At 71.9% G+C, this 16,538-nt stretch carries 11 protein-coding genes and 1 riboswitch; of the genes, 9 read left to right on the forward strand and 2 right to left on the reverse strand.

Going from position 1 to position 16,538, the window contains the following annotated elements:
- Positions 1 to 97 precede the first annotated feature (97 nt).
- From ACFV9D_RS04840 to ACFV9D_RS04860, 5 genes are all read left to right on the forward strand, one after another.
- Entirely contained in the window at positions 98 to 1,543 is a 1,446-nt protein-coding gene (locus ACFV9D_RS04840; protein ID WP_385140933.1) for a glyceraldehyde-3-phosphate dehydrogenase, read from the forward strand.
- 109 nt (positions 1,544 to 1,652) lie between these two features.
- A riboswitch (cobalamin riboswitch) is annotated at positions 1,653 to 1,850 on the forward strand.
- An 11-nt stretch (positions 1,851 to 1,861) separates the two neighbouring features.
- Complete coding sequence (locus tag ACFV9D_RS04845; RefSeq protein WP_385140936.1) at positions 1,862 to 2,920, forward strand: ABC transporter substrate-binding protein; 1,059 nt, start codon at positions 1,862 to 1,864, stop codon at positions 2,918 to 2,920.
- Positions 2,917 to 3,930 carry a FecCD family ABC transporter permease gene (locus ACFV9D_RS04850; protein WP_385140939.1) on the forward strand — a complete coding sequence of 338 codons (1,014 nt, stop codon included), beginning with the start codon at positions 2,917 to 2,919 and terminating at the stop codon, positions 3,928 to 3,930. Before ACFV9D_RS04845 ends, ACFV9D_RS04850 begins: the two co-directional genes overlap by 4 nt.
- On the forward strand, positions 3,927 to 4,706 hold the full coding sequence (locus tag ACFV9D_RS04855; RefSeq protein ID WP_385140942.1) for an ABC transporter ATP-binding protein: 780 nt from the start codon (positions 3,927 to 3,929) through the stop codon (positions 4,704 to 4,706). The genes ACFV9D_RS04850 and ACFV9D_RS04855 overlap by 4 nt, the downstream gene beginning before the upstream one ends.
- 95 nt (positions 4,707 to 4,801) lie before the next feature.
- Positions 4,802 to 7,978, forward strand: coding sequence for a BTAD domain-containing putative transcriptional regulator (locus ACFV9D_RS04860; protein WP_385140945.1), 3,177 nt, complete (start codon positions 4,802 to 4,804; stop codon positions 7,976 to 7,978).
- Between the two features lie 11 nt (positions 7,979 to 7,989).
- Here the strand turns inward: ACFV9D_RS04860 and ACFV9D_RS04865 are convergent, their stop codons facing one another.
- Positions 7,990 to 9,042 carry an ABC transporter ATP-binding protein gene (locus ACFV9D_RS04865; protein ID WP_385140948.1) on the reverse strand — a complete coding sequence of 351 codons (1,053 nt, stop codon included), beginning with the start codon at positions 9,040 to 9,042 and terminating at the stop codon, positions 7,990 to 7,992.
- A gap of 264 nt (positions 9,043 to 9,306) precedes the next feature.
- On the opposite strand from ACFV9D_RS04865, the gene ACFV9D_RS04870 reads away from it, so the two are divergent.
- The 4 genes from ACFV9D_RS04870 (at position 9,307) to ACFV9D_RS04885 (ending at position 13,490) form a co-directional block, all read left to right on the forward strand.
- On the forward strand, positions 9,307 to 11,145 hold the full coding sequence (locus tag ACFV9D_RS04870) for an APC family permease (protein WP_385140951.1): 1,839 nt from the start codon (positions 9,307 to 9,309) through the stop codon (positions 11,143 to 11,145).
- 237 nt (positions 11,146 to 11,382) lie between these two features.
- A complete protein-coding gene (locus tag ACFV9D_RS04875) occupies positions 11,383 to 11,604 on the forward strand; it encodes a hypothetical protein (RefSeq protein ID WP_385140954.1) in 222 nt (73 codons plus the stop codon).
- A 75-nt stretch (positions 11,605 to 11,679) separates the two neighbouring features.
- Positions 11,680 to 12,039: an ArsR/SmtB family transcription factor gene (locus ACFV9D_RS04880; protein WP_385140957.1), complete on the forward strand. Its 360-nt coding sequence runs from the start codon at positions 11,680 to 11,682 to the stop codon at positions 12,037 to 12,039.
- A 95-nt stretch (positions 12,040 to 12,134) separates the two neighbouring features.
- The gene (locus ACFV9D_RS04885) at positions 12,135 to 13,490 is read left to right on the forward strand and encodes an MFS transporter (RefSeq protein WP_385140960.1); all 1,356 of its coding nucleotides are present in this window, start codon (positions 12,135 to 12,137) and stop codon (positions 13,488 to 13,490) included.
- On the opposite strand, the gene ACFV9D_RS04890 is transcribed toward ACFV9D_RS04885, so the two are convergent.
- On the reverse strand, positions 13,453 to 16,509 hold the full coding sequence (locus tag ACFV9D_RS04890; protein ID WP_385140963.1) for an alpha-mannosidase: 3,057 nt from the start codon (positions 16,507 to 16,509) through the stop codon (positions 13,453 to 13,455). The two genes, ACFV9D_RS04885 and ACFV9D_RS04890, sit on opposite strands and share 38 nt — an antisense overlap.
- Positions 16,510 to 16,538: the final 29 nt, after the last annotated feature.

The raw sequence follows: 16,538 nt of genomic DNA on the forward strand, positions 1-16,538 counted from the left end.
AAATGGGGTGCCAGTGTTCGGTCCCGAGGGACCCCTTGAACGATCAAAGGAGGGGCGGGTTAGCATATGAGCGCCGCCTAGCTCGAAAGATAAACCTGTGACTGTCAATGATGACTCGTTCACCAACTGGAAGACTCGCGAGGAGATCGCGGAGTCGATGATCCCCATCATCGGGAAGCTGCACCGCGAGCGGGACGTGACCGTCCTGCTGCACAGCCGCTCCTTGGTGAACAAGTCGGTGGTGAGCATCCTCAAGACCCACCGGTTCGCCCGGCAGATCGCCGGTGAGGAACTGTCCGTCACCGAGACGATGCCCTTCCTGCAGGCGCTCGCCGCGCTGGACCTGGGTCCCTCGCAGATCGACATCGGCATGCTCGCCGCGACGTACAAGAACGACGACCACGGTCAGTCGGTGGAGGAGTTCACCGCCGCGGCCGTCGCCGGCGCCACCGGTGCCAACAAGATCGAGCGCGGCGAGGGCCGCGACGTCGTCCTCTACGGCTTCGGCCGCATCGGCCGCCTCGTCGCCCGCCTGCTCATCGAGAAGGCCGGCTCCGGCAACGGCCTGCGCCTGCGCGCCATCGTGGTCCGCGGCGGTGGCGACCAGGACCTGGTCAAGCGCGCCTCGCTGCTGCGCCGCGACTCCATCCACGGTCAGTTCCAGGGCACCATCACGGTGGACGAGGCGACGAGCACGATCGTCGCCAACGGCAACACCATCAAGGTGATCTACGCCAACGACCCCTCCGAGGTCGACTACACGGCGTACGGCATCAAGGACGCCATCCTCATCGACAACACGGGCAAGTGGCGGGACCGCGAGGGCCTGTCGAAGCACCTGCGCCCCGGTATCGACAAGGTCGTCCTGACCGCTCCGGGCAAGGGCGACGTCCCGAACATCGTCCACGGCGTCAACCACGACACGATCAAGCCGGACGAGCAGATCCTGTCCTGCGCCTCCTGCACCACCAACGCGATCGTCCCGCCGCTGAAGGCGATGGCCGACGAGTACGGCGTCCTGCGCGGCCACGTGGAGACCGTCCACTCGTTCACCAACGACCAGAACCTGCTGGACAACTACCACAAGGCCGACCGTCGCGGCCGTTCCGCGCCGCTCAACATGGTCATCACCGAGACCGGAGCCGCGTCGGCCGTCGCCAAGGCGCTGCCCGACCTCAAGGCGCCGATCACCGGCAGCTCGATCCGCGTCCCCGTCCCGGACGTCTCGATCGCCATCCTCAGCCTGCGCCTGGGTCGCGAGACCACCCGCGAGGATGTCCTCGACTACCTCCGCGACGTCTCGCTGCACTCGCCGCTCAAGCGCCAGATCGACTTCACCACCGCCCCCGACGCCGTCTCGATGGACTTCGTCGGCTCGCGCCACGCGTCGATCGTCGACGCCGGCGCCACCAAGGTCGACGGTGACAACGCGATCCTCTACCTCTGGTACGACAACGAGTTCGGCTACTCCTGCCAGGTCATCCGCGTCGTCCAGCACGTGTCCGGGGTCGAGTACCCGACCTACCCGGTGCCCGTGGTCTGACCTCGGCGGTCCGGCACGTCCGGGCCCCGGTGAACGGGGCGGCGGTGGAGTGGTGCGGCAGATCCCGAAAGGGCTCGCGCACCCTCCCACCGCCGCCCCGTCGGCGTTCTGGTAGCTTGCGGTAGCCAGTCGAACTCACGTGCGTGACGCACGCGAGTCAGGGAATCCGGTGCGAATCCGGAGCTGACGCGCAGCGGTGAGGGCGACGGGCGGGGCACGAAGCCACTGGACCGGGGAACCGGTCCGGGAAGGCGCCCCGTCCGGATGACCCCGAGTCCGAAGACCTGCTGGCGGTTCCGTACGAGACGGGCCCCGCGCATGGGCCCTCGACGCCGAGGACGAGCCGTGCCATTCGCCCGTACCCCCCTTCCCTTCGCGCTGCTCGCGTCCGGGGCCCTGCTCCTCACCGGCTGCGCCGGCCCCGCCGACGAGGCCGGGTCCGCACCGTCCGCCTCCGCGCGGACGCTCGAGAACTGCGGCCGCACCGTGGAGATCCCGCCCGGCGGGCCGCGCCGGGCCGTGTCCCTGAACCAGGGCACCACCGAGATCATGCTGTCCCTCGGTCTCGGCGACCGGATGGTGGGGACCGCGACCTGGACCGACCCGGTGATGAAGGGCCTGGAGAAGGCCGCCTCCGGAGTCCCGAGGCTGGCGGAGAACAACCCCTCCTTCGAGAAGGTGCTGGACGCCGAACCCGACTTCGTCGCCGCCTCGTTCGGCTCCACGCTCGGCAAGGGCGGGGTCGCCACCCGCGAGCAGTTCGAGAAGCTCGGCGTCCCCACCTACCTCTCCCCGTCCGACTGCGTGGGCAAGGACAACAGCGATGGTGGCGACGGCAAGCGCACCACACCGCTGGCCATGGACGCCGTTTACGGTGAAGTCCGCGACCTGGCCCGGGTGTTCGGTGTCGAGGAGCGCGGCGAACAGCTGATCACCCGGCTCAAGGGCCGGGTGACGAAGGCCACCGACGGTCTCCGCGCCGCCGACGTCAGCGTCCTCTACTGGTTCTCCGACGCCAAGTCCCCCTACATGGCGGGCTGTTGCGGAGCACCCGGCGTCATCACCCGGGAGACCGGAACGAAGAACGTCTTCGACGACACCACCGAGGAATGGCCACAGATCGGCTGGGAGTCGGTCGCCGACCGCAACCCCGACCTGCTGGTGATCGGCGACCTCACGCGCAAGGCGCAGTCCGGGGAGAGCGCCGCGAAGAAGATCGAGTTCCTGGAGTCCGACCCGGTCACGAAGAACATGGACGCCGTACGCCACAAGCGGTACGTGCTCCTCAGCGGTCAGGCCATGAACCCGACCATCCGCACCGTCGAGGGCATCGAACAGGTCGCCGCCGCCCTGCGCGCGCACGGCCTCACGAAGTGACCGCCGCCCTGCTGCGCATCACGGCCGGATGCGCGGCGCTCCTCCTCTCGCTGGCCGTGGCGATCACCATCGGACCGGCGGACATGGGCGTCGGCGACGCGGGGTCCGTCGTCGCCTCCCATCTCGGCGGCGCCCCCTCCGGGATCGGCCCGATCCGGGACGGCATCATCTGGAACCTGCGACTGCCCCGTACCCTCCTCGCCGCCGTATGCGGGGCAGGCCTCGCCGTCTGCGGAGCGGTCATGCAGTCCCTACTGCGCAATCCGCTCGCCGACCCCTTCGTCCTCGGCGTCTCCTCCGGCGCTTCGACCGGAGCGGTCGTGGTGGTCGTCCTCGGCGTCGGCGGGGGAGCGCTGTCCCTCTCCGCGGGCGCCTTCGCGGGCGCGGTGTGCTCGTTCGCCGCGATGCTCCTGCTGAGTCACACGCTCGGCGGCACGCCCGACCGGGTCGTCCTCTCCGGCGTCGCGGCGATGCAGCTCTTCTCCGCCCTCACCTCCTTCGTCGTCGTCACCTCCGCCGACGCCGAGACGACCCGCGGCGTGCTGTTCTGGCTGCTCGGGTCGCTGAGCGGCGCCGGCTGGAGCGACGTATGGCTCTGCCTCGCCGTCCTCGTGCTCACCCTGGCCGTCTGCCTCGGCTACGCCCGTACCCTCGACGCCTTCGCGTTCGGACAGGACGCGGCGGCCACCCTCGGCGTACGGGTCGCCCGCACCCGGCTCGTCCTGCTGTGCGCCACCGCGCTGCTCACCGCCGCACTGGTCAGCTCGGCGGGCGCGATCGGTTTCGTCGGCCTCGTCCTGCCGCACGCGGCCCGTGCCCTCGTCGGACCGGGACACGGCCGACTGCTGCCCGTCACCGCCCTCGGCGGTGCGGTCTTCCTGGTCTGGGTGGACACCCTCGCCCGGACCGTCCTCGAACCCCAGGAGGTGCCGGTCGGCGTCGTCACCTCACTCGTCGGAGTCCCCGCCTTCGTCCTCGTCCTGTACCGGAGCAGGAGGGCCCACCGATGACACTCGGCGCCGAACGCGTCTCGCGCACCGCCGGCGGGCGGCTGATCCTCGACGGGGTCGGCATCGCCCCCACGCCCGGCACCACGACCGCCCTCCTCGGCCCCAACGGGTCCGGGAAATCAACCCTGTTGCGGCTGCTGTGCGGCGTCCTCGCGCCGTCCGCCGGAGTCGTCACCCTCGACGGCCGGCCGCTGGCGGAGCTGCGACGCCGGGACGTCGCCCGGCGCGTGGCGGTCGTCGAGCAGCAGGCCGACACCCTCGTCGAGCTGAGCGCCGCCGACGTCGTACGCCTGGGCCGCATCCCCCACCGGCGGGCCTGGTCGCCCCCGACGACCGCCGACGAGGACGCCGTACGGGACGCCCTGCACCGCACCGGCCTGACCGACCGTGCCGAACAGCCCTGGCACACCCTGTCCGGCGGCGAACGCCAACGCGTCCAGATCGCCCGGGCCCTCGCCCAGGAGCCGAGGGAACTCCTCCTCGACGAACCCACCAACCATCTCGACATCCAGCACCAGCACGACCTCCTCGACCTGGTGTCCGGACTGCCGGTCACCACGATCGTCGCCCTCCACGACCTGAACCTGGCCGCGATGTACTGCGACACGATCGTCGTGCTCTCCGGCGGACGGGTCGTGGCCGCCGGCGCGCCGCGCGAGGTGCTGACCGCCGAGCTGATCGCGGAGGTCTACGGCGTACGGGTCGAGGTCAGCCACCCGGACGGCGACGACCGGCCGCACCTCCGCGTCCTGGGCACGCTCCCTCGTTCCCGGTGACGAGACTCGTCGCGGACGCTCGACGGGTCGATCGCTAAGATCCACTCGCGGTCCGGAACCGCGGATGCGGTCGGGGCCAGGGGGAGGCTGAAGCTGTGAGGATTGTCCTGTTGGGGCCGGTCGGAGCCGGTACGGACGACGCGACACCGATCGACGTCGGAGGGGTCCGGCTGCGGATGCTGCTGGCCCGGCTCGCACTCGAGGGAGGCCGGCCGGTGTCCGTCGACGCGCTCGTGGACGGGCTGTGGGGGACGGAGCCGCCGGCCGAGGCGGGCAACGCCCTCCAGGCTCTGGTGTCCCGGCTGCGGAAGGCCCTGCGCGGCGCCGGCACGGTCGAGTCCGGTGCGGGCGGATACCGGCTGTCGGTGCGCGACGAGGACGTGGACGCGTACCGGTTCGAGGAGTCGGTGGCACAGGGGCGGCGCGAGCTGGCGGCCGGCCGCCTCGAGGAGGCGGCCTCCGTGCTCGACGCGGCGCTCGCGCTGTGGCGCGGCCCGGCCCTCGCGGACGTGCTGGACGCCCCCTTCGCCAGGGCGGCCGCCACGCGCCTCGACGACGTGCGGGCCGCCGCGGCCGAGGACCGCTTCGACGCCGAGCTGCGACTCGGACGGCACGCCGATGTCCTCGCCGACCTCGAATCGGCCGGGACGGAACGCCCGTTGAGCGAACGGATCGCCGGCCTGCGGATGCGGGCACTGTCCGCTGCGGGACGGCAGTCCGACGCGCTCGCCGTGTACGAGGAGATGCGTGGCAGGCTCGGCGAGGAACTGGGTGTCGACCCCTCGGCCGAACTCCAGGAGATCCATCTGGCCTTGCTCCGAGGTGAGTTGACCGCTCCCTCCGCCCGGAGCGAGTCCGCGCCCAGCCGCCTCCCGGCCCGGCTGACCAGCTTCGTCGGCCGCGACCGCGAACTCGACCGGGTCGCCGACCTGATGGCCGCATCCCGGCTCGTCACCATCGTCGGCTTCGGCGGCGCGGGCAAGACCAGGCTCTCCCTCGAAGCGGCGACCCGGCACCGGGCTTACGGACGCGGCCGGGTGTGGTTCGTGCCGCTGGCCGGTGTGGGACCCGGGGACCAGCTCGCCGACGCGGTCCTCGGCACGCTCAGCTCCAAGGAGGGCCGCCTCTATGACAGCGGCCAGGCCCAGCGCGTGACGCCCGTCGACCGGCTGGCCGAACTGTTCGACGTCGGCGAGGCGGTGCTCGTCCTCGACAACTGCGAGCACCTCGTCGAGGCCGCCGCCGAGCTCGCCGAGGAACTCCTCGACAGGCTCCCGCAGTTGAGGATCCTCGCCACCAGCAGGGAAGCCCTCGCCATCACCGGGGAGGCGCTGTGCCCGCTCGGCCCGCTGGAGCTGCCCGGACCGTCGCGTGAGCTCGCCGAGGCCGGAGACTCGGCCGCCGTGCGGCTGTTCGTCGACCGCGCCGTCGGGATCCGGCCGGACTTCGCGCTCGACGACTCCACGGCGGGCGCCGTGGTGGAGATCTGCCGGCGCCTCGACGGGATGCCGCTCGCCCTCGAACTGGCGGCGGCCAAGCTGCGCTCGATGAGCGTCGAGCAGATCGCGCGCCGCCTCGACGACCGGTTCCGCCTGCTGACCTCGGGAAGCAGGACGGCACTGCCGCGCCAGCGCACGCTCCTCGCGCTCGTCGAATGGAGCTGGGACCTCCTCGACGAGCCCGAACGGACCCTGGCACGGCGGCTGTCGGTGTTCCCGGGCGGGGCGACGGTCGCGGCGCTGGAAGGGGTCTGCTCGGACGCGTCGCTGCCGGCGGACGACGTGCTGTACGTGCTCGGCTCGCTGGTCGAGAAGTCCCTGGTGGAACCCTCCGGCGACAACGAGCCGCGGTACCGGATGCTGGAGACGGTCCGCGCCTACGCGGCCGACCGGCTCGTCCAGGCCGGGGACGAGGTCGCCACACGGTTCGCCGACCACTTCCTCGCCCTGGCCGAAGAGCTCGAACCCCTGCTTCGTACCGGCGAACAGCTGCGCGCGATCGCGGTCTTCGACGCCGATCACGACAACATGGTCGCCGGGCTGAGGTCGGTGCTCGACGCACGGGACGCGCCGCGGGCTTCCCGGTTCGTCCGGGCGATGTTCTGGTACTGGGGGATCCGGGGCATGACCACCCAGTTCGAGACCTTTCTGGCGGAGGTCCTGGAACTCGGAGACGTACTGCCCCCGGAGGTGCGGGCCGCCTTCGGCCTCGTACGGAGCGCGGCGGGCGCCCCGGATGCCGAGGGTGCAGCCGTCGCCCCGGCGGAGGAGGACGTCGACAAGCCCGAGGTGCTCGGCTTCCACCCGGCACTGCCGCTGCTGCGCATGTCCCAGCTGGCGGGTGACAAGGAGGAGAGGGAACGCGGGCTCCAGCAGTCCCTGAAGTCCCCGGACCCCTGGGTGCGGGCCAGCGCGCACTGGGCACACGACTTCGTCCTCTGCGAACAGGGCGACCTGGAGACCGGGGCCGAGGCACGCCGGGAGGCGTTGCGCGGTTTCGAGGAGGTGGGCGATCGCTGGGGGCTCGTGATGAGCCTGCTCCCCACGGGCGGGAGCCACTCCATACGGGGCGAGCACGGTCCGGCCCTCGCCGCCTTCGAACGAGCCGTCGCGATCAGCACCGAGCTCGGCACCGAGGAACACCTGATGTGGACCAAGTACAGGCTCGCCATGGAGCGGATCCGCACGGGCGACCTCGACGGAGCCCTGAGGGACGTCCAGGCCGCGCTGCGGCAGGCCGAGGAGCGCGGCCAACGGCGTCTCGAGGTAGGGCTGTTGCCGGTGCTCGCCGCCGTGCATCGGGCCGAGGGGGATCTGGCCCGTGCCGACGAGGCCCTGGACCGGATGGATTCGCTGGTCCACCGGCTCCCCTACCCGGAGGAGACGAGCCGGGACATCATCGCCGCCAGCAGGATGGAGAACCGGCTCGCGGAGGGAGCGGCCGACGAGTCCCGCGCGCTGCTGGTACGGGCCGTGCGTGGCCTCGGAGTACGAGGGGACAGCAACGGCCTCGCGGCGGTCGCTCAGCAATTGGGCAGGCTGCGCGCGCTGGAGGGTGATCCGGCCGGTGCGGCGATCGCCCTGGGGATGAGCCACGCCATCCGCGGCGCGTTCGACCACGGCAGTCCGGAGCTTCGCACCCTGATCGCCGAACTCACCGAGAGGCTCGGCGAGGACGGCTACGACGAGGCGTACCGGCAGGGCGCCGCCATGCCGAGGCAGGACGCGCTGGACTCGCTCACCAGGGAAACCGGCCGGTCCGCCTTGTCGTAGCCGGTACGTGCTCAGGCCACGTTCCTCTCGGCCGCGCCCGCCCGGTCCGCCTCCGCGCCCGCCCGGTCCGCCTCCTCGGAGGGCCGGGCCGTCAGCGTGAGCAGGACGTCGTTCAGGCCGGGCAGGCGCAGGCCCAGTTCGTCGGTGGCGATCCCGGCCCCGTCGAGGCGGCGCACGAGCGCGGAGATCAGCATCGGGTCGGAGATCGGCACGGTGAGCAGGCCTGTCGACGCCTCACGGTCGGGGGTGGCGCCGGTCAGCTCGGACAGGATGCGGGCCACGGTGTCCACGTCCGCAGTCAGCGTCGGCCGCACACGCAGCGTCTGGCTGCCGTCCCTCCGCTTGAGCTCGTCCGGCGCCCCCACCGCGAGGACCCGGCCCCGGTCGAGCACGAGGATCCGGTCGGACAGCCGGTCGGCCTCCTCCGCGGACTCCGTGGTGAACAGCACGGTCGTCCCGTCCGCCGCCAGCCGCCGGACCATGTCCCCGATCTCCTCGCGAGCCCGGGACGCGAGCCCGGCGGTCGGCTCGTCCAGAAGCACCACCGGCGGCCGGCCGACCACGCTCACCGCGAGGTCCAGCCTGCGGCGCAGCCCGCCCGAGAAGGCGCTGAGCGGACGAGTCGCCGCGTCGGTGAGCTCGAAGAACGCCACGAGCTCGGCCGCCCTCGCCCGGGCGTCCCTCTTCGCCATGCCGAGCAGGCGCCCGCGGAGCACCAGGTGCTCGGCACCGGACAGGTGCTGCTCCGCCGCGGCGAACCGCTCCGGCGGTTCCGTCCGTCCGGCCACGGTGATCGGCGCGGCCGGTCCGGTCAGGCCGCACACTCCGACCAGGCCGAGCACCCGGGCCTCGTCCGCCACCACGTCGCACCCGACGACCGCGGCACGGCCCGCGTCGGGCGGCAGCATCCCGGCCAGGATCCGCACGGTGGTGGTCTTGCCCGCCCCCTTCGGGCCGAGCACGCCGACCACCTCGCCGGCGGCCACCTCCAGATCGACCCCGTCCAGGGCGACGGTGTCCTCGTACTTCTTGACCAGAGCCTCGGCCCGGATGGCGTACGACATGGCTTGTCCCCGTTCTCGTCCGACGCGTCTGTCTCGTGCGTCGTGTCGTTGTGGTCGTTGTCGACGGAGACGACAGTGCCCGGCGGCGCTGACACGGAGCTGACGACGCCGTGACAGCGCCGACCGGTGTCCGTCAGGCGACCGGGCGCGTCAAGAACGCGTACGGACCGGACAGGAAGCCGTCAAGACCGCGCGAGGACCGCTCGGCAGGGAACACACGCGGCCCCAATCTGAGGCGGAACAGTCACGAAAGGATCCAGACAGATGGCCGTCCTGACCACCGAGAACGGTGCAGCGCCCAGCGCAGAGGAACCCCCCGATACCGGCTCCCGGCATCGGCTGACCGCTGTCACCGGGCTCGCCGCGCTCTCGCTCGACGCGATGGCGTCGGTCGCGTACGGCCCCGAGGCCATCGTCCTCGTCCTGGCGGCGGCCGGCGCCCACGGGCTCGGCCTCACCCTGCCGGTCACGCTCGGCATCGCCGGCCTGCTGGCCGTGCTCGTCGCCTCGTACCGTCAGGTCATCGCCGCCTTCCCGGACGGCGGCGGGTCCTACGCGGTGGCCAAGGCCCACCTCGGCCGGCGCACCAGCCTGGTCGCGGCCGGCTCGCTCGTCCTGGACTACGTCCTCAACGTCGCCGTGGCCGTCACGGCCGGCGTCGCGGCCCTGACCTCGGCCTTCCCCGAGCTCTACGGCGACCGGCTGTGGATCTGCCTCGCCGTCCTCGTCCTCATCACCGCCGTGAACCTGCGCGGCATCGTCGACTCGGCCCGCGCCTTCATCGTCCCGACCGCCGTGTTCATCGGCGCGATCCTCACTCTCATAGCCGTCGGCCTGTTCCGCGACGCGCCGGTCTCCACGGCCGCGTCCGCCGGCCACGCCTCCGTCCTCGCCGACAACGCGACCACCGTCGGCGCCCTGCTGCTCCTGAAGGCCTTCGCCTCCGGATGCTCCGCCCTCACGGGCGTCGAGGCGATCGCCAACGCCGTGCCGTCCTTCCGCGCCCCCGCCGCCAAGCGGGCGATGCGCGCGGAGGTCGCCCTCGGCGCGCTGCTCGGCGTGATGCTCATCGGCCTGTCCGTGCTGATCTCCCGCTTCGGGCTGCAGCCGGTCGAGGGGGTCACCGTCCTCGCCCAGCTCGCCGACGCCTCCCTGGGCCACAACTGGGCCTTCTACGTGGTCCAGTTCGCCACGATGGTGCTGCTGGCGCTCTCCGCGAACACCTCCTTCGGCGGCCTTCCCATCCTGCTGAAGCTGCTCGCCCGGGACAACTACCTGCCGCACGTCTTCGGTCTCAAGGCCGACCGCCAGGTCCACCGGCACGGTGTCGTGTGGCTGTCCGTGATCTCCGCGGCTCTGCTGGTCTTCTCCGGCGGTGACACGAACACCCTCGTCCCGCTCTTCGCGATCGGCGTCTTCGTCGGCTTCACCATCGCCCAGACCGGCATGGTCCTGCACTGGCGGCGCGAACGCGGCCCCCGCTGGGCGGGCAAGGCCCTGCTGAACGGCCTCGGCGCGCTGCTCACCGGAGTCTCGGCCGTCGTCGTCACGGGCACCAAGTTCCACGACGGCGCCTGGCTGATCGTGATCGCCCTGCCCCTGCTCGTGCTCGCCTTCGAGACCGTCCACCGCGCCTACGGCAGGATCGGCGAGCGGCTCGGCGTCGGCCGCATCCCCGAGCCCCCGCACCGCGAACGCTCATTGGTGCTCGTACCGGTCTCCTCCCTCACCCGCGTCACCAGTGCGGCCATCACCGCCGCCGTCTCCCTCGGCGACGAGGTCCGTGCCGTGACCGTCTGCCATCCGGAGCCGGAGGACCGCGCGCAGACCGAGGCCCTGGAACGGGACTGGGCCCTGTGGAACCCGGGCGTGGAACTCGTCCGGCTGACCTCCGAGCGCCGTTCGCTCGGCCGCCCCATCACCGCGTACGTCCGCGGACTCGAGACGACCGAACCCCTGACGCGTGTCACCGTCCTCATCCCGGAGGCGGAGCCCGAGCGCCTGTGGCAGCGCCTCCTGCAGAACCAGAGGGGCGCGGTCGTCGCCCACGCCGTCCGCCGGGACACCGACGCGGTGATCTGCCGCCTCAGGTTCCGCTGCTGACGTACGGAGCCGAACGGCATGTCGACCTCGGCGTCACTGATGTACAGGTAGTAGCGGACCCGATACATCCGTTTCTCTCCCGCGGTGGAGCGGAGATTTCCCGCCGAATCCGCCCCGAAATCGGGGTACTTGACATCGGAGGCGTCCGGCCGGGCGCCGGCCGGACCCGTGGGTCGGACACCGGGCGGGCGCTCGAGTCTGTGCTGAGGCCATCGCGGGGGGCATACTGGCTTCACGATGACGAACCGATCCGCGCCCCGGCGCCACCTGTCCACCAGCCCCTTCGCGGCTCCCACCGATCCCGTGATCAAGGAGTTCGCCGTCGGTGACCGCGTCTCCCACGATCGTCACGGCCTCGGGAAGGTCCTCGGCCAGGAGCCGACGGGTGCGCTTCTCGTCGACTTCGGAGCCACCCAGGTCCGCGTCCTCAGCCCGTACAAGGGGATGCACAAGCTCTGACCGTTCGCTTCCCCTGATCCGCCCCCGGTGCCCCGCGCCAGGGGCGGTCGTCTTTTCCGTGCCTACGATGGCCCCATGTCAGAACGCGAGGGACCCCCAGGAGCGAGTGTTGTGCATCAGCGCACGCCCGGCGCTCCCGAGCTCGCCGCCGCGGCCGGCGTGTTCGCGCTGCTCGCGGACCCGACCCGACTGCATCTGGTGTGGCTCCTGACCCGCGGGGAGTCGGACGTCGGTGCGCTCGCCGAGGCGTGCGGCGCGGCCCGGCCCGCGGTGAGCCAGCACCTGGCCAAGCTCCGGCTCGGCGGCCTCGTCCAGCACCGGAAGGACGGCCGGCGGGTGGTGTACACGCTGCCGGACGGACATATGCGGCGCCTCGTGGTCGAAGCGATCAGTCACGCCGATCACCAGGTGACGGGGGAGCCCTGGCACGACTGACGGACCGCCCCTCCCTCGTAGCATCAACATGTGCGCAATCATGCACGCGTCGGCTACGGTGGTGACGACCCCGTCGCCGAGCGAGGGCGTGCCTCATGCTGTCCGTGCTGCGCAACCGCACCTACCGTCGTCTGTTCACCGCACAGGTCGTCGCCCTGGCCGGCACGGGACTCGCGACCGTCGCGCTGAGCCTGCTCGCCTACGACCTCGCGGGCGCCGACGCCTCCGCAGTCCTGGGTACCGCCCTCGCGATCAAGATGGTCGCGTACGTCGGCATCGCCCCGCTGATCAGCGCCTTCGCCGACCGAATACCCCGGCGTGCGCTCCTGGTCGCCATGGACCTGGTACGCGTGGTCGTGGCCGTCGCGCTGCCGTTCGTCACCGAGGTGTGGCAGGTCTACGGGCTCATCCTCCTGCTGCAGGCCGCCTCCGCCGCCTTCACACCCACCTTCCAGGCGACGATCCCGGACGTGCTCCCCGAGGAAGGCGATTACACCCGCGCTCTGTCGCTCTCCCGGCTCGCCTACGACCTGGAGAACCTCTTCAGCCCGGCCCTCGCCGCCGCCCTGCTCACCTGGGTCTCGTACGACTGGCTGTTCGCGGGAACGGCCGCCGGCTTCCTCGCCTCGGGCGCGCTGGTCGTCTCCGTACTGCTCCCGGGACCCGAACCGGTCGAGCGCGTCGGCGGCCTGTACGCCAAGGCCTCCTTCGGCACCCGGCTCGCCCTCGTCACCCCCCGGCTGCGCGCCCTTCTCGCCCTCGACCTGGCCGTCGCCCTCGGCGGCTCGATGGTCCTCGTCAACACGGTCGTGCTGGTCCGCGACACCCTCGGCCGTTCCGTCGGCGACGTGTCCATCGCCCTCGGCGCCTACGGCGCGGGCTCCATGGCCGTGGCACTGCTGCTGCCCCGAGCCCTGGACCGGGTCGCGGACCGGGCCCTGATGCTGCCCGCGGCCTTCGTGATCAGCGCTGTCCTGGCACTGCTGCCGCTCGGCCTGCGGACGGGAGTGGCCGGCTGGACCTGGCCCGCCCTGCTCACGGTCTGGTTCGTCCTCGGGGCCGCCACCTCGGCCGTCCTGACACCCGGCGGACGCCTGCTGCGCAGATCGGCGCGCGCCGCCGATCTGCCCGCCGTGTTCGCCGCCCGGTTCTCCCTCACGCACGGCTGCTGGCTGCTGGCCTACCCGCTCGCCGGCTGGACGGCCGCACGCGCCGGTCTGCCGACCGCGGCCACCGTGCTCGCGGCCGCCGCGCTCGTCGCGGCCTTCGCCGCCGTACGGCTCTGGCCGCGCACCGACCCCGCAGGGCTCGAACACCTTCATCCCGAGCTGGCGCCGGACCATCCGCACCTGGCCGGTGCGGACGGCCGCCACGCTCACGACTTCAGGGTGGACTCCCTCCATCCGCGGTGGCTCACCGCGCGGCCCCGGAGCGGGCGAAACGCAGCGTGAGCAGCTGGAAGGGCCGCAGCGTGAGCCGGAGCGCTCCGTCAGTCACCGTGACCGCTCCGGCCGGGACGTCGTCGAGCGGACGCTCCAGCAGGTCGCACACCGTGACGCCGCCGAGGTCGAGCTCGGTCGTGAGCCGGGCGCCGGCCCGGCCGCCGCGCGACTCGTAGAGCCGGACGACCACGTCGCCGCTGCGGTCGTCGGCGAGCTTCACGGCGCTGACCACCACGGCGTCGTCGTCCACGGCGACCAGCGGGACGACGTCCGCGTCCCCGGGAACCCGGCGCTCCGGCAGGTTCACGCGGTAGCCCTCGCGGACGGCGTCGCCGACGGAGGCGCCCGGCACCAGGGCGTGGGTGAAGCGGTGCACGCCCTGGTCGGTGTGCGGGTCCGGGAAACGCGGGGCGCGCAGCAGGGACACCCGTACCGTCGTCGTGGTCCCGCCGTCCTCAGGCCGTACGGTACGGGTCACGTCGTGCCCGTACGTGGACGCCGTCACCAGGGCGACGCCCCAGCCGGGCTCCTCGAAGTGGACGAAGCGGTGGTTGCACGCCTCGAACTTGGCCGCCTCCCAACTCGTGTTGGTGTGCGTCGGGCGGTGCAGATGGCCGAACTGGGTCTCGGCGGCGTAGCGGTCGGCGTGGACGTCCAGCGGGAACGCGGCCTTCAGGAACTTCTCCGTCTCGTGCCAGTCGACCTCGGTCTCCAGATCGAGCCGCTCCGCACCGGCGGCCAGCGTCAGCGTCTGGACCGCACGCGAGGCGCCGAAGGAGCGGGTCACCCGCACCGAGACGGCCTGCGCCGTCTCGGTCGTCACCGTCACCTCGTCGGCCACGGTCAGATCGGTCACGGTGTTCCGGTAGAACTGGTCCACGTCCCAGGCGTCCCACATGTTCGGGAAGTCGGGGTGGATCTGGAGCAGGTTGGCGGCCGCACCCGGCGCGATCGTCTCCCGTCCGTCGGCGAGATCGACCACCGAGACCACCAGACCCCGCTCGTCCACGACCACTCGCAGCAGCCCGTTGGCGAGCACGAACCCGCCGCCGGGCCGGGCCTCCACCGTGCAGCCGCTCCCGCGCGGGCCCACGACCCTGCGGGCCCCGCCCGCCGGAACGCCCGCCCGCTCGTGCGGAGCCGCGTTGAAGACCACCTCGCCGCCCGCCACCGCGTCACCGGCCAGCACGCGCTGCGCCCGTCCGATGATCCCGGTCAACTCCTCGGCCACCGCCGCGTACGTCCGCTCCGCCTCGCGGTGCACCCACGCGATCGAGGAACCCGGCAGGATGTCGTGGAACTGGTGCAGCAGCACCGTCTTCCAGATCCGGTCCAACTCCTCGTACGGATACGGGACTCCGGAGCGCACCGATGCCGTCGCGGCCCACAGCTCCGCCTCGCGCAGCAGGTTCTCGCTCGCCCTGTTGCCCTGCTTGGTCCGTGCCTGGCTCGTCAGCGTCGCCCGGTGCAGCTCCAGGTACAACTCGCCCACCCAGACCGGCGGATGCCGGTACTCGGCCTCGGCCTTCGCGAAGAACTCCGCCGGCCGCTCCCAGCGCACCCGCGCCGAACCCTCCAGGTTCCGCAGCCGGGCCGCCTTCGCGATCATCTCGCGCGTCGTGCCGCCGCCCCCGTCGCCCCAGCCGGTCGGCGCGATCGAGTGCCGCGCCCGCCCCTTGTCCTTGAAGTTGCGGACGGCATGGGCGATCTCCTTTCCCTTCATCGAGCAGTTGTAGGTGTCGATCGGCGGGAAGTGCGTGAAGATCCGCGTCCCGTCGATGCCCTCCCACCAGAAGGTGTGGTGCGGGAACGTGTTGACCTGGCTCCACGAGATCTTCTGCGTCAACAGCCACTTGGACCCCGCCGCCTTGATGATCTGCGGCAGTCCGCCCGCGAAACCGAACGTGTCCGGCAGCCACGCCTCCTCGTTCTCGACGCCGAACTCCTCCAGGAAGAACCGCTTGCCGTACACGAACTGACGGGCCATCGCCTCCGAGCCCGGCATGTTCGTGTCCGACTCCACCCACATGCCACCGGCCGGCACGAACCGGCCCTCCGCGACCGCCTTCTTGACCCGCGCGTACACCTCCGGCCGGTGCTCCTTGATCCACGCGTACTGCTGCGCCTGCGACATCGTGTAGACGAACTCCGGCTCGTCCTCCAGGAGCGCGGTCATGTTGGCGGTGGTCCGCGCCACCTTGCGTACGGTCTCGCGCAGCGGCCACAGCCAGGCCGAGTCGATGTGCGCGTGCCCGACCGCGCTGATCCGGTGCGCCGACGGCTCGGCCGGCGATGCGAGCACCGCGACCAGCTGCTCACGGGCGGCCGCCGCCGTGCCGTTCACGTCCTGGAGGTCGATCGCGTCCAGGGCCCGCTCGATCGCCCGCAGGATGTCCCAGCGACGGGCGCCCTCCACGGGGAGCTCCGCCATCAGCTCCCCGAGCACCTCCAGATCGATCACCAGCTGCCACACCCTCTCGTCGAAGACGGCCAGATCCATCCGCTCCAGCCGGTACTGCGGTCGGTCGCCCGCCGTCTCCTTGTCGCCGAGCTCGGTCGGCAGGAAGGGGTGGTAGTCGAGGATCACCGGATTGGACGCCGCCTCGACATGCAGCAGCACCTCCTCCCCACCGGCCGCCGGGGCGGCGATCCGCACCCACTGGTTGCGCGGGTTGAGGCCCTTCACCGGCGAACCGTCGGGCCGGTAGACCAGCCCCTCGCACTGGAACCCGGGCATGTTCGCGTCGAAGCCGAGGTCGATCAGCGCCTCGACCGTCCGGCCCGACCAGGCCGCCGGCACCGTGCCGGAGACGGTGAGCCAGCTCGTACCCCACGGCGCTCCCCAGGCGTCGCCCGCGGCGATCGGCGTCCGCGGGGCGGCGATCCCCTCGGCCACCGGCACCGGCTCGTCGGGGGCGGTCCAGATCCCCACCTCCAGGGGAACCGACTCGGGATGGATCGCCGGCCGGATGCGCTCGTCGAGGACGCGCCGGAGACGGGACTCGATCAGGGTGCGGTCGTCATGCATGGCAGTCGCTCCATCACGTAGAGAAGAGG

Source organism: Streptomyces sp. NPDC059875, from assembly GCF_042731085.1.
Taxonomy (GTDB): Bacteria; Actinomycetota; Actinomycetes; order Streptomycetales; family Streptomycetaceae; genus Streptomyces.